A 24,220-nucleotide genomic window follows, 5' to 3' on the forward strand; every position below is an offset into this window, starting at 1 on the left:
TAAACCCCCCCGGCGCGAACGGACACTTAAGCCCCCGAGGACCGGCGTTTCCAGGGCCGCAACTGTCCTGTCGCGCCGGTCGGGAGGGCCGCAACTGTCCTTTCGCGCCGAATAGGATTGGTAACCATGACCAACGCACCTGCAGACTCACGGGCCGCCCCGCAGGCGAGCGACCAGTACGTGCAGTCGCTGGCGCGCGGGCTGGCCGTGATCCGCGCCTTCGATACCGACCACCCGGTTATGACCCTCACCGAGGTGGCGGCACGGACGGACCTGACAAGAGCCACTGCCCGGCGCTTCCTGCACACCCTCGTGGAGCTGGACTACGTACGGACCGACGGCAAGACCTTTGCGCTGACGGCCAAGGTCCTGCAGCTCGGCTACGCCTATCTCAGCGGTCTGTCCCTGCCGCAGCTGGCCCAGCCCCACCTGGAGGAACTGTCCCTCAAGCTGGGCGAGTCCACGTCGGCGGCGGTGCTGGACGGTACGGACATCGCCTACATCGCAAGGGTGACCACGCGCCGCATCATGAACGTCGGCATCACCGTGGGCACGCGCTTCCCGGCCTACGCCACGTCCATGGGCAGGGTGCTGCTCGCGGCCCTGCCGCCCGCCGGGCTCAAGGATTACCTGGCGGCGGCGGACATCAAACCGCTGACGCCGCGCGGGCTGGGCACTGTTCCCGAGCTGCTGGCGGTGCTGGACACCGTCCGCGCCCAGGGCTGGTGCCTGCTGGACCAGGAGCTTGAGATCGGGCTGATGTCCGTTGCCGCTCCCGTGTACGACGGGCCAACCAAAGTGGTGGCCGCGGTGAACGTGTCCCTCCAGGCCCAATCGGTGGCGGCCCAGCCGGACCCGGAAGCGTATCTGGCCGCCGTGGCCCGCGAAATCGTGGCTACCGCGAAGCTCGTCTCGGCGGACCTGACCGCACGGCGCTAAACGCCCGGTGCTGGCCGCGGCAGGCAGTCGCGCGAACAGGCAGCAAATGCCCCCAAAACGCGAATCTGAGGGAATTAGCTGCCAGTTCGCGCAAGGGGTCATAGACTCGAGCCAACTACGTCCGTAAGGGAGTTGGCGGTTTGAAACTGGGCATACCGCGGGAACGTCATGAGGGTGAGCGGCGTGTGGCCGCCACGCCGGAAACGGTCAAGCAGCTGGCGGGGCTCGGCCTGGACGTCCTGATCGAGGCAGGAGCAGGGGCCGCCGCCGGCCACTCAGACCACGATTACGCCGACGCCGGCGCCCGCATCGTCCAGGACCTGGATCCCGGCGAACTGAACGTCCTGGTCCACGTCCGCCCGCTGGAACCCCCGACGGCGGCAGCCCTGAAGAGGGGCGCCGTCACCGTTGGCCTGGCCTCGCCGTCGTCCGAACTCGCCACCGTGCAGGCGCTCGTGGAGGCCGGCGTCACCGCCTTCGCCCTGGAACTGGTGCCCCGCATCTCGCGCGCCCAGTCCATGGATGCGCTCAGCTCCCAGGCCCTGGTGGCCGGCTACCGCTGCGTGCTCGAAGCCGCCATCCGGCTCCCGCGCTTTTTCCCGCTGTACATGACTGCCGCCGGCACTGTCCCGCCTGCCCGGGTGCTGGTGCTAGGCGCCGGGGTTGCCGGGCTGCAGGCCATCGGCACCGCAAAACGGCTGGGGGCCCGGGTCTCCGCCAACGACATCCGGCCCGCTTCCGCTGACGAGGTCGCGTCGATGGGCGGCACGTTCATCAAGCTGGATCTGGAAACGGCGGAGGCTTCGGGTGGCTACGCCCGTGAACTCAGCGCCGACCGCGGCGCGCTCCAGCGTGAACTCCTCGCCCCGCACGTCGCCGCGGCGGATGTGCTGATTACGACGGCGGCCGTCCCGGGCAGGCGCGCACCGCTCCTCGTGAGCCGCCAAATGGTGCAGGGCATGCGGCCCGGCTCCGTCGTCGTCGACCTCGCTGCGGAATCCGGCGGTAACGTCGAGGGCGCTGTTCCCGGTGAGGACATCCTGGTTCCGACCGCCGACGGGCAGGGCCACGTCACGCTGGTGGGGCTGAAGGACGCCCCGTCCGCGATGGCGCAGGACGCATCCCGCTTGTATGCCAAGAACGTGGCCAACCTGCTCGCCCTGATGGTCCGGGACGGCACCGTTGCCCCCGATTTCGACGACGACGTGATCGCCTGCGCGTGCCTCACGCACGACGGCGCGGTGCGGCACCTGCCTACGGCCGAGGCCCTGGCGGCACTTGTCCCCGCCCTGCCCAACCATCCGCCCCGGGTCCAGGACGATCAGGTCCGGAACGACGGGATCCGGATCGAGGGGCTCCAGCACGACAGGGTCCAGAACGAGGGGGGAATCTGATGGACGGCATGAGCCTGCTGACGGTCACCGTGCTGGCGGTGTTTGTGGGCTTCGAAGTGGTTTCCAAGGTCTCCAGCACCCTGCACACTCCGCTGATGTCCGGCGCGAACGCCATCCACGGCATCATCCTGGTGGGCGCCATCATCGTGGCCGGCCAGGCCGCGGACCCGGGGATCCTGGCCGTGGCGCTGCTGGCCGTGGTGCTGGCCACCGCCAACCTGGTGGGCGGCTTTGTGGTGACGGACCGGATGCTGCATATGTTCCGTGCCCGGAAAGACGTGGTCCGCCAGGAAGCCCCGCTCAAGGAAGCCACCGGCAGGGAGGACGCAAAGTGACCCTCCTCGACCCGGTCTGGACCTCGCTCCTTTACCTCGCCGCCGCGGTGTTCTTCATTCTTGCCCTTCGCGGCCTCAGCTCGCCCCGGACTGCCCGCCGCGGCAACCTGATCGGTGCCTTCGGTGCGCTCCTCGCCGTCGTCACGGTCTTCCTATCCGCCCGGCTGGACAACATCCCCTGGATCATCGGTGCCATCGCGGTGGGGTCGGCTGTGGCCGCACCGGTGGCACGGCGCGTGCAGATGACCCAGATGCCGCAGCTCGTGGCACTGTTCAACGGCGTGGGCGGCGGCGCCGCAGCCCTGGTGGCGCTGCTGGAACTCAGCCACACCGCCGACCCCTGGGTCCGCGTCGCCATCGTGTTCACCCTGCTGGTGGGGGCCGTGTCCTTCGCGGGCTCCGGGGTCACCTTCGCCAAACTTCAGGAGCTCATGACCACCCGGCCCATCGTTTTTCCGGGCCTTCCCGTGGTGATGGCCGCGGTGCTGCTCGCCGCCGTGGGCACCGCCGTCGCCGTCGTCCTGACCGGTTCCCTGGCGCTCGCGGTGCTGCTGATGGTGCTGGGCCTGGCCGCGGGCGTGCTGCTGGTGCTGCCGGTGGGCGGCGCGGACGTACCCATCGTCATCTCGCTCCTGAACGCGTTCACCGGCCTGGCCGTGGCGGCGTCCGGCGTGGTGCTCGGCAACGTGCTGCTGGTGGTGGCCGGCACGCTGGTGGGCGCCTCCGGTACCATCCTCACCCGGGCCATGGCCGCCGCGATGGGCCGCAGCGTGGCCGGGATCCTGTTCGGCGCCTTCAAGGGAGGTTCGACGGCGGGATCCACCGCCGTGAGCGAACGTCCCGTCAGGTCCTCCAGCGCGGAGGACGTGGCCGTGCTCCTGGGCTATGCGCAGCGGGTGATCATTGTCCCCGGCTACGGCCTGGCGGTGGCGCAGGGCCAGCACACCGCGGCCGAGCTGGCCCTGGCCCTCGAAGCCCGCGGCATCGAGGTGGACTTCGCCATCCATCCCGTGGCCGGCCGCATGCCCGGGCACATGAACGTGCTCCTGGCCGAAGCCAATGTGCCGTACGAATCGCTTAAGGAGATGGGCGAGATCAACTCCGAATTCCGGATGGCCGACGTCGCTTTGGTGGTGGGCGCCAACGACGTGGTGAACCCGGCCGCGAAGACGTCCTCCGGCTCGCCGATCTACGGTATGCCCATCCTGGAAGTGGCCGACGCCCGCCAGGTGATCTTCCTGAAGCGCTCCATGCGGCCAGGATTCGCAGGCATCGAGAACGAGCTCCTGTACGAGCCGCAGACCTCGCTGCTCTTCGGCGACGCCAAGGATTCCCTGGCCAAGGTGCTGGGCGCGGTGAAGGCGCTGTAGCGAAGTACGCTGTCCCCAAGGCCCAATTCCCATGTCAGCGAAGGAAACCATGACAGCCAACAGCCCCACTGCCCTCAAGCGCCCGGCCATCATCATCAATCCAGCCAAGCCGGTGGACATCGACGTGCGTGCCCTGGCGGCGAAGCATTGCTCGGAGAACGGCTGGGGAGATCCCATCTGGCTGGAGACCACCAAGGAGGACCCCGGCGTCGGCCAGGCGAAGGAGGCACTCAAGCAAGGGGCCGACGTCGTTATTGCCGCCGGCGGCGACGGCACCGTGCGGTGTGTGGCCGAGGTTCTTTCCGGCGGGGACGTGCCCATGGGGTTGCTTCCGTTCGGCACGGGAAACCTCCTGGCCCGGAATCTGGGCATGGACGTCACGGATTTTGACGGCGCCATGGCCGGGGCCCTGGCGGGCACGGAGCGGACGATCGACGTGGTCCGGGCCGCCCGCAATGATCCGGACAAGGAGCAGGTCTTCCTGGTCATGGCCGGAGTGGGCTACGACGCCACCATCATGGCCGACACCAACGAGGACCTCAAGGACAAGGTGGGCTGGCTGGCCTACGTGGACGCCGGCATCCGGAACCTGCCCGGCAAACCGGTGAAGGCAACCATCGTCCTCGACGGCAAAACAGTAGTGCACCGCGGGGTCCGCAGCGTGATGGTGGGCAACTGCGGCAAGGTCCAGGGCGGACTGGAGATCTTCCCGGACGCCAAGATGGATGACGGCCTGCTGGACGTGGCCGTGCTGGCACCGAGGGGGAAATTCGGGTGGTTCTCCGTGGTGGCCGGCATGATCGGCAAGGGCCGCGGTAAGGACACATCCGTGGAGTACTACCAGGGCAAATCCGTAGAGATCACCCTCGAGCACAACGATGACTACCAGCTCGACGGCGACCACGAAGGCGACGGCAAGCACGTCCTGATGACCATTGAGCCCGGCGCGCTGACCATCCGGATGTAACCCCAGCTGGGTAGCGCTGCCTACGTGCGGGGAGCGGACGCCGGCCGGTGCGCCAGGATTTCGGCCAGCTCGGCGAGCCGGTGCGCGCGGGCCGACTCGGCGGGTGTGAACGGTTCGCCGGGACGGGCGAAGGTGATTGGTCCGTGCCAGGCGGTGGGGATCTTCAGTCGGGTGCCGGCGTCGTGCTTTTCCAGGACCGCCTCCGCAGGCGTGAGAATGCGGGCGCCAAGCAGTTCGGCTACTGCCAACGGCAGTTCGTCCGGGGCGTCGGCGATCCTGGCCGCCAGGCTCAGCGCCTTCGTCTGGCCGTCCGCCATGGCCAGGGCGGTGGTGGGCCAGACCCGCGAACTTGAGCCGCCGCCGTCGTGCAGTGCCTCCAGCAGGTGCCGTTCGCTGAGGTTCCCCGGCGCCGAGAGCACAAACTCGTCCAGCACGCCGCCGGCAACAGGGTGGACATGGATGCTGAGGATGTTGGTGTCCAGGCGGGCCAGGGCCCGGGTGATCTTCTGCAGCGAACCCGGGTGGTCCTGGAGCACCGTCCGCGCCCGCCACAACGCCGGTGCGCTGCCCAGCTTCCGTCGGTGCCGGAGCGCCGGCGCGTGCAGCCAGCCGCGGAGCATCCGGGCGGCGGAGGGCTCGGCCACCCAGATCACCAGCACGGTGGCCGTGAGCGTGAGGACCAGCACCTTGGCAAGATACGGCAGGTGCGTTCCCACCACGAGGGCGTGGACCAGCAGTTCGATCGGGAGCATAACGGCCACGTTGGCCAAGGTCAGGCGGGTCTTGGTGGGTTCCGGCATCAGGCCGCAGACTTCACAGCTCAAATCAGCCGCGGCAGGGTTCGTTGCAGTGGGCTTCATGCCTCAAGGATCACAGCGGGGTGTTTCGGCGGCGTTGCCCTGCCGTTCCGATTGTGGGAACAGGCGGCGGCGTAGGATCGATGGGGACGTCAGCGCGGCCGCCCGCCAGTGATGTATCGGTTGTACTGCAGGAAGGCGCCATCAGCACGTGAAGATCCTCGCTGAGATGTTCAGCATCGCTCCAGCCACCAAGGACCACGACCCGGCCCTCCGATGTGCGGTCGGAGTGTTCGTCCCGCTTCTGACGCTGGTGCTGCTGGGCCGGCTGGACCTCGCGATCTTCGCCTCTTTCGGCGCATTCACCGGGATCTACGGCCGCGGCGAGCCGCACGGTTCGCGTTTCTTCCTTCAGCTCCGCGCCGGCCTGCTGATGCTGTTGGTCATTCTCCTCGCCTCGCTTGCGGCCCGCGCCGGCGGTGCCTGGGGACTGGACGGGCCCAGCACCACCTGGCTCCTGGTCCTGGCCACGACCGTGGTGGCCGGCGGCTGTTCCGTCGCTATCTCCTGGCTTCGGCTGCGGCCTGCCGGGTCACTGTTCCACATCTTCGCTTTCGCGGCCATTGCCTCGATCCCCAACCAGCCGCCGCTGTGGGAAGGCATGCTGGTGGCCGTCCTCACCACCGCGCTCTGCCTGCTGATCGGCTTCTCTTCGCGGCTGCTTCCCAGCCACCGCACCCCTTGGGTCTGGCCGCGTCCGCTCCGCCGCACTCCGGATGAGCGGCGGACGGCCTGGCTGGAGGGCCTGGGCTATTTCGTGGCAGCCGGGCTGGCCGGTTCGTTGGCCACCCTGGCCGGGCAAAGGCTGGGTTTTGGCCACAACTACTGGGCAATGGTGGCTGCGGTGGTGCCGCTGGTGGGGCACACCACGGTGTACCGGGTCCGCCGCGGCGTGCAGAGGATCATCGGCACGGTGCTTGGACTCGTGGTGCTGGCCGGGATCCTGCTGCTGAACCTGGAACCGTGGCAGACCGTGCTGGTTATGGCCCTGTGTCAGTTCGGTGCGGAGTTGTTCATTGCCCGCCAGTACTTGCTGGCGCAGGTCTTCGTGACGCCGCTGGCCCTGATCTCCACGCTGCTGGTGGCGCCGGCCTCGCCAACCAGCCTCCTGCGCGACCGGATCGTTGAGACGGTGATCGGCGCCGCCGTCGGCATTGTGGTGGTGCTGGCGCCTGTCCTTTGGCGGCGGGTGCGGCGGGTGCCGCGGGGGCAAACTCAGGAGCCCAGGCGGCCGCCGGACTCCTCGAGATAGCAGGAGCCGCACAAGGATTCGTACCAGACGTCCTGGCCGTCGATGGCCACCTGGTCGCCGTCGAACACCACCTCGTTGCCGACGCGACGGGTGTTGAAGATGGCCTTGCGCCCGCACCGGCAAATGGTCTTGAGCTCTTCCAGCGTGTGGGCGACCTCCATAAGCCGGCGTGATCCCGGGAAGGCGCGGGTTAGGAAGTCTGTCCTGATGCCGTAGGCGAGTACCGGCACGTTGTCCAGGACGGCGACGCGGAACAGGTCATCCACCTGGTCCGGGGTGAGGAACTGGGCCTCGTCCACCAGCAGGCAGGCCACCGGCTTCTGGTCCACGTGCTCAAGCAAAGCATCGGGGTCATCGCCGGCAGCATGGGCGGCGAAGACCGCACGCACGGGCGTGGTGGCGGAGATCAGGAAGTCCACGGACCGGGTCATGCCCAGCCGGGACACAATGTCGGTATCGCCTTTGGTATCCACATCGGGCTTGGCGAGCAGGACACGCTGGCCCCGCTCCTCGTAGTTGAAGGCGGCCTGCAAGAGCCCGGTGGACTTTCCCGAGTTCATGGCGCCGTAGCGGAAGTAGAGCTTGGCCAAGGGGGTCCTTTCAATGGGTCCGGCTATCGATCTTATGCCGTACGCCCCAAGGACACGGCTGCAGCCCGTCCTGCGGACCTTGCACGCCGTCGTCGGGCATGTTCCGCCAGCCGGTCAGCGTATGGGCGCCGCTGGCTCCTTGTCGCCTGGAACGTCGACCGACGACGAACCCGGAACCGGTGCCGTCCCCGGGATCCCGCGGGGCTTCTGCGTGGTGCGGCGTCTGCTGGTCCGGCCGTAGACCAAGTACATCGTCAATCCGGTGATGACCATCAGCAGCACTGTGTACACGAACGTGTTGGCCACGCCGGCCACGCCTTCAGCGCCATCGGTGTTGGCCTTGATGACCAGGCCCAGCGGCTGGACCAGCGGGTGGGCCAGGAAGATGGCGGTGTCGTAGTCGTCCAGCAGGCTGTTGAAATTCAGCGCTGTAATGGCGGCAGCGGCCGGAAGTACCAAGGGCAGCAGGATGCGGCGGAACACGTAGAGGGTCTTGGCGCCCATGATGGCCGCCGCTTCCTCCAGTGACGAGTTCACCGAGGCGAATGAGGCCTTAAGCATGCGGAGGGTAAACGGGATCTTGACGGTCACGAACGCGATCAGCAGGATCACAGTGGTGCCCGTGAGCACCGCACCGCCCACCAGCGGATTCGGGTGGTCGTAGCTGATGATCAGTCCGAGGGCGAGGAGCGCCGACGGCAGGATCCACGGGATGTGGAGCAGGTACTCGAAAACCGTGGTGGCCCAGTTCTTGTACTTTTGCAGCAGCCGGGCCACAAACAGCAGCCCGCCCACCGCGATGATCGCGGCGAGGGCACTGTAAACGACGCTGACGATGAACGGCCGCAGGCCGGATTCCTGGGTCAGGACGCGGATGTAGTTGTCCAGTGTCAGGCTGCCCAGCGAGAGCTGCCCGGTCTGGATGGCCGCCCCGTCGGCGAAGGAATAGAGCACAATCAGCAGTACCGGCAAGGTGTACACGGCGAACAGCAGGTAGGCGACGGTGTGGACGACAGCGTTGGCCAACGGGTTGGTGATCTGCTGTTTCTGCAGGGCGGACGAAACCTTGGACACCGAAAAGTAGGTGCCGCCCTTCTCCATCCGGGTCATCACGGCCAGCATCAGGATGGTGGCCACACCCAGGATGACGGCCAGCAGGGCTGCCAGGTCCCGCGATGTGGGGCTGTTGGTGAAGGTCAGGATCATGGGAGTGATGGTCTGGAAATCCCTGCCACCGAGCACCTGGGGGGCGCTGAGGGCACCCAGGCCGGTGAGGAAGGACAGAATGGTGACGGCGAACAGCGTGGGCTTGAGCATCGGAAGGACAACACGGCGCAGAATGGTCCAGTCGGACGCGCCGAGGTTCTTGGCGGCCTCGATGGTCTGGAAATCCACACCCTTAAGCGCGTTGGCCACGAACAGCATGTGGTTCGTGGTGGTGGCGAAGGTCATGACCACCAGGACTGCAAAGAAGCCGGAGAACCACGCCGGATCCATGGTGGGAAACACTTGCAGCAGCAGGGACGTGACGATGCCCTTGTCCCCGTAGATGAACTTGTATCCGGCCGCCAGCACGATGCCGCCATAGATGAACGTAGAGGCATACCCAAGGAACAAAATCCTGGATCCGCGGATCCTGAAGTACTGCGTGACCAGGACAATGAAAATCCCCACCACATTGACCGTGACAGACAGCGCCGCGGCCAGGAGGAAGCTGTTACCCAGGGACTTCATGGCCCGCTGCGAGGAAAACAGCTTTTCGGCGGCGCGGCCGGAGAAGCTGCCGTCCGGGAAGAACGTGGCAATCAGGACGTTGAGGTTGGGCCACACCAGGAACGCCGCAATAAACCAGGTCAGGATTACGCCCACGATCAGGACGAACGGGGAGCGCACCATAACCTTGGCGGACGCGGCGCTCATGGCAGGGACACCGCCTGGTCCAGTCTGTCCAGCGCCTTGCCGCTGTCCGCGTGGTACTGCAGGATGTGTCCGGGCTGGACGTAAAGGGTGGTCGCGGTGCCGGCTTCCGGGTGCACGCCGCCGTCTTCCCTGACCAGCAGCCGGATCTCCGCGCCGTGGCTGCGCACAACGTAGCGGCTGTGGAGGCCGTGGTAGGTGCGCGACACCACCTTCCCGGACAGGCCGACGGCAGCGCTTCCGTCCGCGGGCGGGGTCAGGGACGCCTTTTCCACGCGGAGGTAGGAGTTTGCTGCGAGGCTGAGTCCGGCGCCAGAGATCCGGTTCACTTCGGCCATGAACTCGGGAGTGAGGGCGGAACTGTCGCCGATGAAGTTGCAGACAAATTCCGTGGCTGCCTGGTCGTAGATGCTCTGGGGTGTGCCCACCTGCTCCACGACACCCTTGTTGAAGACGGCCACCCGGTCGCTCATGGCCAGGGCCTCGTCCTGGTCGTGTGTCACGTAGACCGTGGTGATCCCGAACTCGCTCTGCAGGTCCTTGAGTTGCTGGCGCAACTGGTGCCTGAGCTTCGCGTCCAGGTTGGACAGCGGCTCGTCCAGGAGCAGGATCTTGGGCTTGAGCACCAGGGCACGGGCAACTGCCACGCGTTGCTGCTGACCGCCCGAAAGCTCCGCCACGTTCTTGTGCAGCTGTTCATCGCTGAGCTCCACGCGGTGCGCGATGTCACGCACAAGACGGTCGCTTTCGGCTGATTTCTCCTTTCGGACCCGGAGGCCGAAGGCGATGTTTTCCCACACGCTCATGCTGGGGAACAGCGCATAGTTCTGGAACACCATGCCCACTTGGCGCTTGTCGCTGGGCAGCTTCGTGACGTTCTTCCCGTCCACATGCACGCTTCCCTTGGAAGGTTCAATGAAGCCCGCCAGTGTCCGGAGCGCCGTTGTTTTGCCGCAGCCGGATGGACCCAGCAGGGTGAAGAATTCTCCCGGCCTGACATGGAGGTCAAGGTTGGGGATGGCAGTGAAATCGCCGAACGTGACTTCGATGTTGTCCAAGCGGATCATGGTGAAACCTGTCTGGTGGGGCTGGAAGGGGGCCGGACGACTACTGCATGTATTCCAGTTCGATTTTCTCCACCCACGAGCCCATGTTTTCCTGGACGAATTCCCAGTCGATGTCCTGCTGCTTGAGGTCGGCGAAGAAGTCCACCACGTCAGGGTTGGCCTTCGCTGCGGCACTCTTGTTCACAGGCATCGAATTGAACTTCTTGGCCCAGGCGCCCTGCACATCCGCGCTGCCGAACCAGTCGATGAACTTCTGCGCTTCTTCCTTCTTGTCTGTCCCCTTAACGAGGGCCACCTGCTCGACGGCGAGGGGAACGCCGACCGATGGCTTGACGGTCTCCACGTTGACCTTGAAGGTCTTCTCGCGTTCGGCGATGATCGAGGACGGCATCTGGCCCATGTCCGCTTCGCCGCTGGCTATGCGGGCAAAAAGATCCGTCTTGGGTACCGCGGGGCTGCCGTGCTGGAAGTACTGCTCAGCCTGCTTCCAGCCTTCGTCGGAGATGCCGAGGTCACCGGAGTCGTCCTTGTAACGGGTGAGGATACCGGCGAACACGAGCTGTGCCGTGGCAGTTCCCATGCCGGTGACGCGCTCATAGCGGTCCTTGAATTCGTCCTTGGTCCAGAGGTCCGTCCAGTCTTTGGGAGCGGCGTCGGCGGTGACCTTGTCCGAGTTGTAGCCCAGGAGGATGGCCTGCTTTACCAGCGGCCAATAGGCTTCGCCGTCACCGAGCGCCTGGTCAACTTCGCCCGCCCAGGCCGGTTTGTAGGCCTCAAGGGCGTCCGCGGCCTTGATCTGTGCGAAGTACATGTTGTTCAGTCCAAAGGCCACATCAGCAATCGGGTTGTTCTTTTCGGCGATCAGTTTGTTGGTGGCGTCTGCTCCGCCGGCGCCAACAACTTCGACTTTGTAGCCTGCTTTTGCGGCCTCTGCGGTCAGCCACTCACCCCGGCCTTCACCATTGGAATTCGTGTAGATCACGAGGGTTTCGCCGGAACCTCCGGCCGGCGCGGACGAAGCATCCCCGGAGGCTGCAGGGGTGGGCGTTCCTCCGCCGCAACCGGCAAGCAGGGTGACGGCGAGGACGGCGGCGGCCAGGGTTTGGACTTTACGCACGATCAGGACTCATTTCTTCACTGGAACGAACCGGAGCATATTCCGGCAACTCTATAGCCGGACCGGTCAGATAAGGGCTATATATGCTATCGATTTGATAAACAGCCCGGCTGACTAGTCTTGTCCGGTCAAGGGAACATCCAGCGCACGGTTCATTAACGGGCCGTGAACGTTGAGGGACCTGCTCCTGACGTGTCAGTGACGGATGACTGACACGTCCTGCTCAGTCCTGAATGAGGGTTTCCGTCAGGTGATGCGTGGGAATCCGGTCCCGCTCATAGGTGATTTCGGTGTAGCCGTGGGGCTCGGGCTTGCCGGCCGGGCTGAGGTTCACAAAGACGATCTCTTCGATGGTGAGGATGCTTTGGCGCGTGATCATGTTGCGGACTTCGGCGCGCATAGTCAAGGACGTCCGGCCGAAGCGCGTCGCCGTCAGGCCCATCTCCACCAGGTCTCCCTGCACTGCCGAGCTCACGAAGTTGATCTCCGAGATGTACTTCGTGACCGCGCGGCCGTTGCCAAGCTGAAGGATGGCATAGATCGCCGCTTCCTCATCGATCCATTTGAGCAGGCTTCCGCCGAAAAGGGTCCCGTTGGCGTTCAGGTCCTCCGGCCGGATCCATTTGCGCGTGCGGAAGGTGATGTCAGTGGATTCCATATGGCGAGGTTAGCGTGCCGCGGCGCACGTTACGTCGTAGCGGTTGTTGTGTAACGGGCCGCCGCCCGGATTTGGCTCAGGCCATGGCAGTGTGGGCGGCGCTGTGCGAGTCAATCGACTTGGCGTAGCAGTACGAGTGCTCCACGCCCACGTAAGCGCCAAAGTTGGGGACGGAATCGAAGCCGGAGTTCTCGTAGAAGTTCCGGCCGTCCGGCTGGGCCGAGCCTGCTTCGGCCTTGATGCGTGTGATGCCCTGCTTGTGCGCCTCGGCTTCGAGGGCTGCCAGGATGGAGCTGGCCACGCCAGAGCCGCGCGTATACGGGAGCACATAGAGCCGCTTGATTTCGGCCGTGGCGCTGTCCAGCAGCCTGAGTCCGCCGCAGCCCACGGGCTGTCCCGAACCTTTGTCGTACGCCACGAGGAACACGGCACAGTCAGCGCCCGACGGCGGGGTCCCCGGTTCGTGGTCAGGGGTACCGAAGCGGGCGTCCAGTTCCGCCTGCTGGGCCCTGCGCAGATCGGCACCCACAGGGTTGGCCCAGGTGACCTGCCTGATGTTGAGCCGTGGGTTGGTCTGCATGACTGCCTCGTTTCGCCGAAGGGTGATGCCTGATAAGCCTAAGAGGCTGCGGTTACCGCGGTGTTTCCTGCGCGTAAGCGGATGGAGAACTACGGGCTACCGGCGGACCAGGGTTCGCAGCAGCTTCAGGGCGACGGAGATCGAAGCGATGTCCACGTCCCCTGGTTTGGTCACTTCAGCAAACGTGTCCTTGATCCGGGCAAGCTGCTCCTGGTGCCCGCGTTCCCAGGCCACGACCCGTTCAGCGGCATCGACTCCTGCAGCTTGTTGCGGAGTGGACTTCATCACGTACGTGGTCATGTCGGCGACGGCCGAATAGACATCGTCGCGCAGCGCCGCCCGGGCAAGGGCTTCCCAGCGGTTCGCCCTGGGGAGGTCCGTGATGCGAAGCAACAACCTGACTACGCCAATGCGCTCGAAGATTGCGAAGTGCACGTCGAGGATCGCGGTGACGGGCTCCCGGACCTGTTCCGAGATGAGCGAGATGTCCAGGAGGGCGAAGCTTTCCAGCAAATCAGAGGCACGCTTGCCGAGCTCAGCAGGCAGGCCAACGCGGTCCCAGTGCGCCAGACGGTCCTCCACAAGGTCGAGACCGGCCCCGCGCAAGTAGTCCGAGGTCCTGTTTCGCAGGTTGTCGAGCGTCGGCCTGATGCGGGCCAGGGCTTCGGCGATCGGCTGGTCCCTGTGGTCATGGGTCACATACCAGCGGGTGGCGCGGTCCAAAAGCCTGCGCATGTGCAAGGCCACCCCGGCGCTTTCCTTGCTGGGGAATTCCGGGGGAAGTGCGGCCAGGGCCGCGACTATCGAATCCAGATCGTAAGCCTCCCGCAGGACCACGAAGGCCCTGGCCACGGCGGCGGCGCTGGCCGTGGTTTCCTCGATGGCGCGGAACGCGAAAGTAATTCCGCCGATATTGACGATGTCGTTGGCCATGACGGTTCCCACGATCTCACGGCGCAGCGGATGCCTGTCCAGTTCGGCGCCGAAGCGTTCCACGATCTGGCGGGGGAAATAGCTGCGCAGGGCCTGGTGGAACCAGGGGTCGTCGGCGAGGTCGCTGGCGTTCAGTTCCCGGGCCAGTTCGATCTTGGCGTAGGCGGCCAGCACGGACAGTTCGGGGGAGGTCAGACCTTCCCCGTGCTCCAGGCGGGCGTGCAGGGCCGCCGTGCTCGGCAGCCCTTCGAGGTTCCGGTCCAGGTCGGCCGTGGTTTCCAGCCAGTCCATGGTCCGCTCGAACCCGGGGCTCCAGTTCAGCACGAGCTGCCGCTCGGCCACGAGGAGCGCGTTTTGCTCGGTGTTGTCCTTCAGGACGAGCCTGGCCACCTCATCGGTGAGCGAATGCAGGAACCCGGTCCGCTCCTCCCGGCGCATCAGTCCTGCCGCGATCATCGCATCGACGAAGATCTTGATGTTGACCTCGTGGTCGGAACAGTCGACGCCGGCCGAGTTGTCGATCGCGTCGGTGTTCAGGAGAACGCCGTGCAGCGCGGCTTCGATCCGGCCCCGCTGGGTGACGCCAAGGTTCCCGCCTTCGGCGATGACCCGGGCCCGCAGTTCGTGTCCATTGATGCGGATGGCGTCGTTGGCCTTGTCTCCCACCTCGGCCTGGGTTTCGCTGGAGGCCTTGATGTACGTGCCGATGCCGCCGTTGTAGATCAGATCCACGGGGGCGCGCAGGATGGCCTGGAGGAGTTCCTGCGGCGCCATGCTGCTCCGGCCCCTTTCGAGGCCCAGCGCGATCCGGACCGGATCGCTGATCGGGACGGTCTTTGCGGACCGGGGGTAGACGCCGCCGCCCGCGCTGATGGCCCGGGCGTCATAGTCGGCCCAGGAGGACCGGGGCAGCCCGAAAAGCCGCCGGCGTTCTGCATAGGAGGTGTCCGGATCGGGGTTTGGGTCCAGGAAGATGTGCCGGTGGTCGAAGGCCGCCACCAGCACGATATGGCGGGAGAGCAGCATCCCGTTGCCGAAGACGTCGCCGCTCATGTCGCCGATGCCCGCGACCGTGAAATTCTCCTGCTGCGTGTCCAGGCCCAGCTCGCTGAAGTGCTGCTTCACCGACGCCCACACGCCGCGGGCCGTGATGCCCATTTCCTTGTGGTCGTAGCCTACGGACCCGCCGGAGGCGAAGGCGTCGTCGAGCCAGAAGCTGTACGCGTGGGCCACCTCGTTGGCGGTGTCCGAAAAAGCAGCCGTCCCCTTGTCTGCGGCCACCACCAGGTAGTAATCGTCGCCGTCGTGACGGACCACATTCTTGGGGGCTACCACCGTGCCGCCGTTTCCGGAACCAAGCAGGTTGTCCGTGACATCGAGCATTCCCCTAATGAAGATCCGGTAGCTCTCCTGCCCCTCGGCCATCCATGCGGCCCGGTCAATCGCAGGATCCGGAAGCCGTTTGGCGTAGAAGCCGCCCTTGGCCCCGGTGGGCACAATGACCGAGTTCTTGACGTTCTGGGCCTTGACCAGCCCCAGGACTTCGGTGCGGAAGTCCTCGCTGCGGTTCGACCAGCGCAGGCCGCCGCGGGCCAGCATGCCGAAGCGGAGGTGAACGCCTTCCACGCGCGGCGAGTAGACCCAGATCTCGAACTTGGGCCTCGGAAACGGTGCGTTGGGGATGGCGGCCGGGCTGAGCTTGAAGCTCACATGGGGCCTGTCCAGGAAGTAGTTGGTTCTGAGTGTGGCCTCGATCAGGTTCATGAACGTGCGGAGCAGCCGGTCGGCGTCGAGGCTGGGGATTTCCTCGATCGCGGCCATCAGTTCCTTCCTGGCGGCGGCCGTGTCGCGGAGGCGCCTGGTCCAGTCAATGCCGGGAACGAATTTGGCGTGGAACAGCGCGAGCAGTGCGTGCGTGGCCCGGGTGTTGGACAGCAGGCTGTCCGCCATGAAGCCATAGGAATTCAGGGTGCCCAGCTGCTGCAGGTATTTGGCGTAGCTGCGGAGGACCACGGCCTGGCGCCAGCTGACCCCCTCCCTGATTACCAGGGCATCGAAGCCGTCCGACTCGATGTCTCCGCGCATGGCCGCGCAGAACGAATCCGCCAGCAGCATGCTGGTTTCCAGGGGATCGATGCCGGGCGGGTACTTCAGCCCGAGGTCGTAGAGGAAGAGGTCCTGGCCGTTGGCGCGCCGAAGCTCAAAGGGACGCTGGTCCAGCACCTCAAGCCCCAGGTTGTGGAGGAATGGCAGGAACCGGGTGAGGCTCTGGGCGCTGGTCAGGTAGAGGCGCATCCGTGCGTCCTCTGCCGGCGGCCGCGTGGCTTCCGGCCGGACATAGACAGTCAACAGAGGGTCGTCCAGCGCCCGCCCGCCCGTCCCGTCAAGGTCGAATTCCTCGAAGGCGGCGATGTCGCGGACCGCGTCCTCGGCGTCGTGGTCCGCACGGTAGCCGGGCGGAAACGAGCCCGACCACAGTGTCGAGAGCCGCGCCGCCTCCTCTGCGGTGAATCGGTCACGGAGGGACTCGTCCAGGCCCTCCGTCCACGAGCGGCTTGCCGCCACTACACGCCGCTCCAGCTCCAGGGGGTCGACGCCGGGTGCTGGCGTCCCGGGGCCCAGCCGGATCCGAAAGAACACCCGGGCCATGGGGGAGTCGCCCAGCCGGACCTCGAACTCGATGGACGGGGATTTGAAGGCGTGCCTGAGTTCCTGCTCGATCCTGAGCCGGACCGCAGTGTTGTAGCGGCGCCGGGGAAGGAAAACCAGGGCGGACATGAAGCGGCCGATGCTGTCCGGCCGCAGGAAAAGCCGCGTTTGGCGGCGCTGCTGCAGGCGCAGGATCTCCGTGGCCAGCTGGGCCAGATCGAGCTGTTCCATATGGAACAGCTCGTCGAGTGGAAACGACTCCAGCACCGCCAGCAGTTCCTTGCCCTGGGGCGAGGCAGCCTTGAAACCAAGGCGCTCCTGCACGGCCAGGACCTTGTCCCGGACCACCGGAATGCGGCGTACGGACTGGCCTGTGGCGCCCGGGGCGAGCAGGCCCACAAAGCGCCGTTCTCCGGCCACGGCTCCGCCATCGTCGAAGATCCGAAGACGGATCTCGTCCAGGTAGGCGGGCCGGGGGACCGAGGAACGCAGATCCGAGGTAGCGAGGGTGAGTGCCCGCGGGCTGTGGAGGCTTGCCTCCCCGGACTCCTCTGTGTGAGGTGCGCCGGAGGCCGGACCAGCCCCGCCTTCCGGACGGTCCTCCCGGAGCAGCCCCAGCCCCGCGCCCGCCCGCACGCGCAGCGCATCCCGGCCGCCCGCCGTCGTGCGCTCATATTCGCTGTACCCGAGGAACACGAAGTTGCCGTTGTCCAGCCAGAGCAGCAGTTCCCGGAGCTGATCCGGAGCCGGGACCGTGGCGCTGGGGAATTTGTCAACGGAGCCGACGGCGGCCGTCACCTGGGCATGGATGGCTGGGAGGTCTTCGGCGACTGCATGAACATCGGCCAGCACCCCGTGGAGGTTCGCGATGACTTCCTCGGCGCCTGAGTCCCCAGGCAGCCTGCCGATTTCCACGGCCACCCAAGTCTCTGTGGTCCCATCCTGGATGCCGTCCAACTCGTCCGGGCGGACGTCCGGGATTTCCGCATGGCCCGCGTTCGCCGCTGTCAGTCCGGCCCGCGATGGCCCATGCGCGACGTCCAGCAACGCATGCGTTTCAGGGTCCCGCCGCACCCGGAACGTGGGGTGCACGAGCAGCCGGATCGACGCACTCTCCCTGGTCAGCTCGGCTGTCACCGAGTGAACCAGATGGGGCATGTCATTGGCGACCACCATCACGATGCTCGCATCGGTTTCATTCAGGACCCCGACGACGGACTGTCCGGGAGCGCGGATCCCCGCCAATTCCGCGTGGTACCGGGCCCGCCGGCCCAGGGTCTCCGGACTGTAGTCCAGGAGGTCCTCCGCCGCGACGTGCTCGTAGTAGTCCGCGAAGAAGGAATCGTTGGCCTCGAACGGGCCGGCAGCCCCTCCCTGGGCAGCCGGTGCGGTTTCGCGTGACATTCCACTGCGCCTCCACGGCAAGGGCTGGCACCACTGGCCGTGGTCCCCTGGGGAAGCCCCATGCCTGACTTCATCATGGACGCCCCGCCACATGGCGTCCAGTGTTTCGCAGCGGCTACGCGGCGCCGCCCGTGGGGTCCTCGGCGGTCGGATCCGCGAGAGCGAGGCCGCCCACCGGGCTCCCGTCCCAGTGGATCAGCTTCCAACCGGCGCCGGGGTCCCCTTCCAGGGCCACGATGCCCGTGTTGGACAGGACGTGGCGGGCTGCGAACTCATGGTCGGTGCCGGCGGCGCGGAGCCCGGTCCAGGTGCGGATGGCCGCTCCGTGACTCACCACGGCCGCGACGGCGGAGCCACCATTGCTGGCCGCGTGCTCGGCAATCCGGTTGATCGCGGCGTCGTACCGTTCGAAAAACTCGTGGCCGTCCGGGCCCGCCGGCATCCGGCGCTCCAGGTCACCGGCTGCCCATGCGAACACTGTCCCCATGTAGCGCATGTGCGACTCGTGGTCGGTCAGTTTCTCCAGCGCCCCTGCTTCGATCTCGTGCAGCCCATCCAGGACTTCAAGCTCAAGCCCGTGGAGCCGGGACAGCGGGGCGGCCGTGATCTGGGTCCGCAGAAGTGTTGATGCGTACACTGCGCCTATCTGCTCGTTGGCCAGGGACCGTGCCATGGCCTCGGCCTGGCGTTCTCCCAGCTCGGTCAGCCCCGGCCCCGGGTGGGCGGTGTCCAGCTGGCCGAGTACGTTGCCGGGGGTCTGTCCGTGGCGGATGAGGAGCAGCTTCATGACTCCAGTTTCGCATCCGGCGGCGAGATCCGGCGTCTGCCTGCCGGGCCGACGTCGGGCGCGCCCACCGCAACCGGTTTCGGCAAGCTCAACCACCGAAAGGCGCCGGGCCCTCCAAGGACCCGGCGCCGCCGTCGTACTTCTTGTGCCCGCGGGCGTGCTTACTTGAGGTGGTCCACCAGCTGGTCAGCGATGCCCGTGTACTTGCCGGGTGTGAGGGCGAGCAGCCGGGACTCGGCGTCGGGGGAGAGGCCCAGGCTCTGGACGAATTCCTGCATACGGGCGGCGTCCACACGCTGTCCGCGGGTGAGGTCCTTGAGGCGCTCGTACGGGTTTTCCATGCCTTCGACGCCGGCGATCGCTTCGGCACGCATGACCATCTGGATGGCCTCGCCCAGAACTTCCCAGTTGGTGTCCAGGTCCCCGGCGAGCACGTCTTCGGCAACATCGAGGCGGTCAAGGCCCTTGGCGACGTTGGAGATCGCCAGGAGGGAGTGGCCGAACGCCACACCGATGTTGCGCTGGCTGGAGGAGTCGGTGAGGTCGCGCTGCCAGCGGGAGGTCACCAGCGTGGAGCCCAGCACGTCCAGGAGGCCGGAGGAAATTTCCAGGTTCGCTTCGGCGTTCTCGAACCGGATGGGGTTGACCTTGTGCGGCATGGTGGAGGATCCGGTGGCGCCGGCCACGGGGACCTGGGCGAAGTAGCCGATGGAGATGTAGCTCCACATGTCCGTGCAGACGTTGTGCAGGATCCGGTTGAACCGCGCGACGTCGGCGTAGAGCTCGGCCTGCCAGTCGTGGCTTTCGATCTGGGTGGTCAGCGGGTTCCAGGTCAGGCCCAGGCCCTCGACGAAGGACTTGGCCACCTGCTGCCAGTCAGCGCCGGGGACAGAGGCCACGTGGGCTGCATAGGTGCCGGTGGCGCCGTTGATTTTGCCCAGGTATTCGGTCCCCGCGATCCGGTCCAGCTGGCGGGTCAGGCGGTGCGCGATGACGGCCAGTTCCTTGCCCAGGGTGGTGGGCGTGGCCGGCTGGCCGTGCGTGCGGGACAGCATGGGGACTGCGCGGTTGTCCTCGGCCATCTTGCTGATCTGGGCAACGAGGGCGCGTGCGGCGGGCAGCCACACGTCCTCCACAGCACCCTTGACGCCCAGGGCGTAGGAGAGGTTGTTGATGTCCTCGGACGTGCAGCCGAAGTGGACCATGGCGGTCAGGTTCTCGATGCCGATGGCGGGCAGCCGGCGGCCGATGTAGTACTCCACAGCCTTCACGTCATGGACGGTAACGGCTTCGATTTCGGCGAGCTCGGACACCGAGGCGGAGTTGAATTCGGTGACGATCGCGCGGAGCTTTTCCTGCTGTTCCGCGGTGAGCCGGCCTGCGCCGGGAAGGACATTGTTGCTGGTCAGGTGGATGAGCCACTCGACTTCCACGGCCACGCGGTCACGGTTCAGGGCTGCCTCGGACAGGTAGTCAACGAGGGGCGCAACGGCGGACTGGTAACGGCCGTCCAGCGGACCCAGGGCGATCTGGTCCGGTGACGCGGCGAGGGCCAGGCGTCCGGAGGGCGTGCGGGTATCAGCTGTGGCGGCAGTTTCAGGCATGTGCTGATTCTTTCATGAACTCCTCACTGCCGCTTAAGCGGTCCGTCGCATGTGAACAGCGGCGTGACTTGTCCACATAGCCGACGGCGGTGCTTCCGTCGTGGGGGCGGCATTCCGTAGCGTCGGGGTTCAGGAGTTGGCCTTGACGGACGAGAAGTTCGGGCGGGTATCCGGGACGGGGGAACGGGCATGGGCAGTGACGTGACGGCAGCCGACATGGCGGCATGCATGTCCCGAGGTTATGAGGTTCAGCAGTTGGCGGCCCGGGTTGACCTTTGCTTGGGGAGGGTGGAAAAGGTCCTCGGCGGCTTTCGCGAGATCCAGCTTTTGGACTGGCAGTCACCTGCCGGGAGGGCGTACAGGAACTCGGTGGCTCTTCAGGAGGTGGCTCTAGGGAGGGCGAGGGTACGGCTCGAGGACGCGCTGGCTTCGGTGAAACGCCACGCGCAGGCGGTGGGAACGTCCGCCGGCAACCCTGCGGGGCGGTACTGATGGCCGAGGTGACGCCATCCGGCAGCGGCGGCCCTATCCAGCTGACAGGGCCTGCCGTGGACGGGGGCATGGAAATCAGGGGCGGCATCGGAGGGATCAGTTTTCAGTTGGAGGAGCTCGTAGGCGGCGCGGAGAAGCTCGACGCTGCCGCGGGGGAGCTGGCTGCCGTGGAATTGGAGGTCCGCCGCATCTGGGAAGACCTGTGCCCGTACCAGGATGAAGCGCGTCCCACCGGAACGGCGGCCCTGATTGGCGTCGGAGAGGCGCAGTGGAGCGTCCAGGCTGTCCGTACGGAGCTGCAGGGAATCAGCAGCCAGGTGCGGGACTGCAAAAGGGACTACGAAACGGCGGAAGCGTGGGCGGGATTCTCGCGCGGAATTGGCGGCGGACTGACGAGCCCCGAAACCCTTGGCAGGCAGGCGGTAGACCTCGGCTTGGGTCCGGTTCCCAACAGGGAAGTCACAGAACTCGCCGTGGGACCTATTGCCATGGCTGCCTTGCTGGCAGTCTCCCCGGAGCGCTTTTGGGTAGCGCTCGCGGCAGACATGGCGGCGGGCAGGCATATTGCGGCGGCGGTATCTTTGCTCGCCGGTGTGTCCGGGCGTTCAAACCGAATCCTTCAGCCGCGTTCGGTCACGTTGGAAGAGAAGGAGACGCTGCCCATTGAATTCGACGGTTCTCCGGCTGCGTTGTTGGAACGGGCACGGATCATCGATGAACGCGGTGAAGGCTACATCGAAGTCATCGAGGTGGATAACGGCGGAAAGAAGGCCTACGTGGTGGTCATTCCCGGAACGCAGACGGGAGGTGAAATGGGCGGAGTGAATCCCTTCGACGAAGCCGGCATCGTTGAAGGGCTGGGGCACAACTCCGCAGAAATCAACGCGGCGGTGCTACGGGCCCTGCAGGCTGCCGGCGCGGAAAAGGGGGCACCCGTAGTGGCCGTGGGTTACAGCCAAGGTGGAATCCATGCAATGAACCTGGCGGCCGACGATCTATTCCTTAACGAGTACGACATGAAATATGTCCTCACCGCAGGGTCTCCCGTGGGTGGCATTGTTCCGGACGCCGACGTCACTGCTCTTCACCTGGAGCACAGGCAGGATTGGGTGCCCGGCACTGACGGTACACCGAACCCGGACGCCCGAAACCGGGTTACGGTGACCCTCAACAGCCCAGTAACCACGCCCGAAGGTGGCGAATTCGGTATTGGGCCGGGCCACAATCTCAACAACTACCAGGGAGCCGCGCGGCTCGTCGCAGCAAGCGACGATCCCTCTCTGATGGCGTCAACCGCGGTTCTTGGCGGCGTCCTGGGGGCAGGCGGTATGGCAACGGCCACCCGCTTCGCGCTGTCCCGTTCGAAGCCTCCCGAGACCGCGATGGCCCCTGGGGCGGTGCCAACGCCCATGGCGCAGGCGCCACCTCAGCCGCCGCAACCCTCAGCGCAACCGTCCTCACCCCAGCCGGTGCGACGTGATAGTCCGGTGCCGTCGCCGCAGCCGACACAGCGCTAAATGATGCTGCTAGGCAATCCGGCCGAGCAGATCTGGCTCGCCGGTCAGCGCCTGCCGGCGCCGGTCAGCCGCCCGGCAACCAGCGAAATGAGTGTGATGATGATGGCCGCGAGGACGGCCGTCCAGAAGAACGAATCGATGCTGAAGTTCACCGGCGTGTAACTGCTGAGCCAGGACGTCAGATACAGCATGGCGGCGTTGATGACGATGGTGAACAGTCCCAGCGTGAGGATGGTGATGGGCAAGGACAGGAAGCTGACCAGGGGGCGGACAAACGCGTTCACCACGCCGAAGATCAGCCCGATAAACAGGTACGCGAGAACGACGCCGATGGTCTCCGTGCCCTGCGTGACGCCCGTGGTGGCCACCGCCTCGGTAGTGGCGGAAGTTGAGATATCCAGGCCCGGCAGTATCCAGCTGGCAATCCAGAGGGCCAGCCCGTTGATAAGGACTCGAACAATGAAAGAGCGCATAGGCCCATGCTGTCACACTGCCCCTGGGCCCCGCCTGAGCGCCCACCCGGCCCGTGCCGGTCAGGCGAAGTAGGCTAGTTTGCATGACTTCATCGGAGATCCTGCCTGGCGAAATCCGGCCGCGCCCCGTGGTTAGCCGGCTACCCCGGTACGCCGCAGGAAAGCCTCCCGTCGCCGTGGATGGGCTTGCCAGCTACAAGCTGTCCTCCAACGAGAACCCCCTGCCCCCTCTTCCGGCAGTGCTGGAGGCAATTTCCAACCAGACGGACTTCAACCGCTACCCCGACCCCCTCAGCAGCAAGCTTCGTGCGGCGCTCGCCGAGTTCCTGGCGGTGCCGGCCGAGGACGTGGTCACCGGCGCCGGAAGCCTCGGCGCCCTCAACCAGTTGCTGTCCACGTTCGCCGGCCAGAACGACGACGGCAAAGCGGACGAGGTGATCTATGCGTGGCGGTCCTTCGAGGCGTATCCCATCAGCGTGGGCCTTGTGGGTGCGGAGAGCGTCCGCATTCCGCTGACGGCCGAGGGACGCCACGACCTGGATGCCATGGCTGCAGCCGTAACGGTCCGCACCAAAGTCATCCTGCTCTGCACCCCGAACAACCCCACCGGCCCCATCCTGACCACTGCCGAAACGGAGCGGTTCATCCAGGCCGTCCCGTCCGACGTCGTGGTGGTGATTGATGAGGCCTACCAAGAGTTCATCCGCGCCGGCGATGCTGTGGACGGCATCGCGATGTACCGCAAATACCCGAACGTTGTGGTGCTCCGGACGTTCTCCAAGGCACACGGACTGGCGGGCCTGCGGGTGGGCTACAGCGTCTCGAACCCTGTGCTGACCCAGTACCTGCGCGTGGCGGCCACACCCTTCGCCGTGTCACAGATCGCTGAAAATGCAGCCATTGTGTCGCTGCAGAATTACCCCCTGGTTGTAGAAAGGGTACAAAGCATCGTGGACGAACGAACCCGCGTAACCTCCGGACTGCGTGAACTCGGCTGGTTCGTACCCGAGGCGCAGGGCAACTTCGTCTGGTTGAACCTGGGCGACAACAGCTCGGAATTTGCCGAACTGGCGGGCACGCAGGCGCTTTCGGTGCGCGCCTTCGGCGGCGATGGCGTGCGGGTCAGCATCGGCGAGGCAGAGGCCAACAGCCGGTTTCTCGATCTCTGTGCAAACTATACAAAGGCGCCACGACGTTCCTAGCGCTTAACATGCATCAGGAGCGGCACCTACTGAAGATAAAGTAAGGACCAGTAAGCCAATATATATGCCAGCACAGGAATGCATTCCTCTAGCGGCATATATCCCAGCGACATTGC

The 24,220-nt window shown here is 65.9% G+C and carries 20 protein-coding genes; 9 read left to right on the forward strand and 11 right to left on the reverse strand.

From position 1 onward, the window contains the following. The first annotated feature begins 126 nt into the window (after positions 1-126). From AU252_RS10780 to AU252_RS10800, 5 genes are all read left to right on the forward strand, one after another. The gene (locus AU252_RS10780; protein ID WP_058930708.1) at positions 127-939 is read left to right on the forward strand and encodes an IclR family transcriptional regulator domain-containing protein; all 813 of its coding nucleotides are present in this window, start codon (positions 127-129) and stop codon (positions 937-939) included. 140 nt (positions 940-1,079) lie between these two features. Further along, positions 1,080-2,333, forward strand: a complete 1,254-nt coding sequence (locus AU252_RS10785; RefSeq protein WP_058930709.1) for a Re/Si-specific NAD(P)(+) transhydrogenase subunit alpha — start codon at positions 1,080-1,082, stop codon at positions 2,331-2,333. After that, positions 2,333-2,668, forward strand: coding sequence for an NAD(P) transhydrogenase subunit alpha (locus AU252_RS10790; protein WP_058930710.1), 336 nt, complete (start codon positions 2,333-2,335; stop codon positions 2,666-2,668). Before AU252_RS10785 ends, AU252_RS10790 begins: the two co-directional genes overlap by 1 nt. Beyond that, positions 2,665-4,038 carry an NAD(P)(+) transhydrogenase (Re/Si-specific) subunit beta gene (locus AU252_RS10795; protein ID WP_058930711.1) on the forward strand — a complete coding sequence of 458 codons (1,374 nt, stop codon included), beginning with the start codon at positions 2,665-2,667 and terminating at the stop codon, positions 4,036-4,038. Before AU252_RS10790 ends, AU252_RS10795 begins: the two co-directional genes overlap by 4 nt. A gap of 49 nt (positions 4,039-4,087) precedes the next feature. Next, positions 4,088-5,005, forward strand: a complete 918-nt coding sequence (locus AU252_RS10800; RefSeq protein ID WP_058930712.1) for a diacylglycerol/lipid kinase family protein — start codon at positions 4,088-4,090, stop codon at positions 5,003-5,005. 20 nt (positions 5,006-5,025) lie between these two features. On the opposite strand, the gene AU252_RS10805 is transcribed toward AU252_RS10800, so the two are convergent. Beyond that, entirely contained in the window at positions 5,026-5,865 is an 840-nt protein-coding gene (locus AU252_RS10805) for an ACT domain-containing protein (protein ID WP_058930713.1), read from the reverse strand. A 148-nt stretch (positions 5,866-6,013) separates the two neighbouring features. Between AU252_RS10805 and AU252_RS10810 the strand changes: the two genes are divergently transcribed. Beyond that, positions 6,014-7,114, forward strand: coding sequence for an FUSC family protein (locus AU252_RS10810; protein ID WP_058930714.1), 1,101 nt, complete (start codon positions 6,014-6,016; stop codon positions 7,112-7,114). Here the strand turns inward: AU252_RS10810 and AU252_RS10815 are convergent. From AU252_RS10815 to purB, 9 genes are all read right to left on the reverse strand, one after another. Beyond that, positions 7,078-7,704: a thymidine kinase gene (locus AU252_RS10815; protein WP_058930715.1), complete on the reverse strand. Its 627-nt coding sequence runs from the start codon at positions 7,702-7,704 to the stop codon at positions 7,078-7,080. The genes AU252_RS10810 and AU252_RS10815 overlap by 37 nt on opposite strands. A 114-nt stretch (positions 7,705-7,818) precedes the next feature. Continuing rightward, on the reverse strand, positions 7,819-9,624 hold the full coding sequence (locus AU252_RS10820; protein ID WP_058930716.1) for an ABC transporter permease: 1,806 nt from the start codon (positions 9,622-9,624) through the stop codon (positions 7,819-7,821). Further along, entirely contained in the window at positions 9,621-10,688 is a 1,068-nt protein-coding gene (locus AU252_RS10825; protein ID WP_058930717.1) for an ABC transporter ATP-binding protein, read from the reverse strand. Before AU252_RS10825 ends, AU252_RS10820 begins: the two co-directional genes overlap by 4 nt. A gap of 40 nt (positions 10,689-10,728) precedes the next feature. After that, positions 10,729-11,805 (reverse strand): extracellular solute-binding protein, encoded by a 1,077-nt coding sequence (locus tag AU252_RS10830; protein ID WP_058930718.1) that lies wholly within the window; start codon positions 11,803-11,805, stop codon positions 10,729-10,731. A gap of 223 nt (positions 11,806-12,028) precedes the next feature. Beyond that, on the reverse strand, positions 12,029-12,463 hold the full coding sequence (locus tag AU252_RS10835) for an acyl-CoA thioesterase (protein WP_082575848.1): 435 nt from the start codon (positions 12,461-12,463) through the stop codon (positions 12,029-12,031). A gap of 76 nt (positions 12,464-12,539) precedes the next feature. Further along, on the reverse strand, positions 12,540-13,043 hold the full coding sequence (locus AU252_RS10840) for a GNAT family N-acetyltransferase (protein WP_056341852.1): 504 nt from the start codon (positions 13,041-13,043) through the stop codon (positions 12,540-12,542). 96 nt (positions 13,044-13,139) lie between these two features. Further along, the gene (locus tag AU252_RS10845) at positions 13,140-18,029 is read right to left on the reverse strand and encodes an NAD-glutamate dehydrogenase (RefSeq protein ID WP_058930719.1); all 4,890 of its coding nucleotides are present in this window, start codon (positions 18,027-18,029) and stop codon (positions 13,140-13,142) included. Between the two features lie 115 nt (positions 18,030-18,144). After that, positions 18,145-18,816: a histidine phosphatase family protein gene (locus tag AU252_RS10850; protein WP_058930720.1), complete on the reverse strand. Its 672-nt coding sequence runs from the start codon at positions 18,814-18,816 to the stop codon at positions 18,145-18,147. A 161-nt stretch (positions 18,817-18,977) separates the two neighbouring features. Next, a complete protein-coding gene (gene purB / locus AU252_RS10855) occupies positions 18,978-20,420 on the reverse strand; it encodes an adenylosuccinate lyase (RefSeq protein ID WP_058930721.1) in 1,443 nt (480 codons plus the stop codon). A 189-nt stretch (positions 20,421-20,609) separates the two neighbouring features. Between purB and AU252_RS10860 the strand changes: the two genes are divergently transcribed. Together AU252_RS10860 and AU252_RS10865 are read left to right on the forward strand one after the other, a co-directional pair. Continuing rightward, positions 20,610-20,912, forward strand: a complete 303-nt coding sequence (locus tag AU252_RS10860; RefSeq protein WP_058930722.1) for a hypothetical protein — start codon at positions 20,610-20,612, stop codon at positions 20,910-20,912. Then, complete coding sequence (locus AU252_RS10865; protein ID WP_205630667.1) at positions 20,912-22,429, forward strand: hypothetical protein; 1,518 nt, start codon at positions 20,912-20,914, stop codon at positions 22,427-22,429. The genes AU252_RS10860 and AU252_RS10865 overlap by 1 nt, the downstream gene beginning before the upstream one ends. A gap of 44 nt (positions 22,430-22,473) precedes the next feature. On the opposite strand, the gene AU252_RS10870 is transcribed toward AU252_RS10865, so the two are convergent. Next, positions 22,474-22,902 (reverse strand): phage holin family protein, encoded by a 429-nt coding sequence (locus AU252_RS10870; RefSeq protein ID WP_058930723.1) that lies wholly within the window; start codon positions 22,900-22,902, stop codon positions 22,474-22,476. An 83-nt stretch (positions 22,903-22,985) separates the two neighbouring features. Here AU252_RS10870 and AU252_RS10875 point away from each other — a divergent pair, with 83 nt between their 5' ends. Further along, positions 22,986-24,104, forward strand: a complete 1,119-nt coding sequence (locus AU252_RS10875; protein ID WP_058930724.1) for a histidinol-phosphate transaminase — start codon at positions 22,986-22,988, stop codon at positions 24,102-24,104. The last annotated feature ends 116 nt before the right edge of the window (positions 24,105-24,220 follow it).

This window comes from Pseudarthrobacter sulfonivorans (genome assembly GCF_001484605.1).
Classification (GTDB): domain Bacteria; phylum Actinomycetota; class Actinomycetes; order Actinomycetales; family Micrococcaceae; genus Arthrobacter; species Arthrobacter sulfonivorans_A.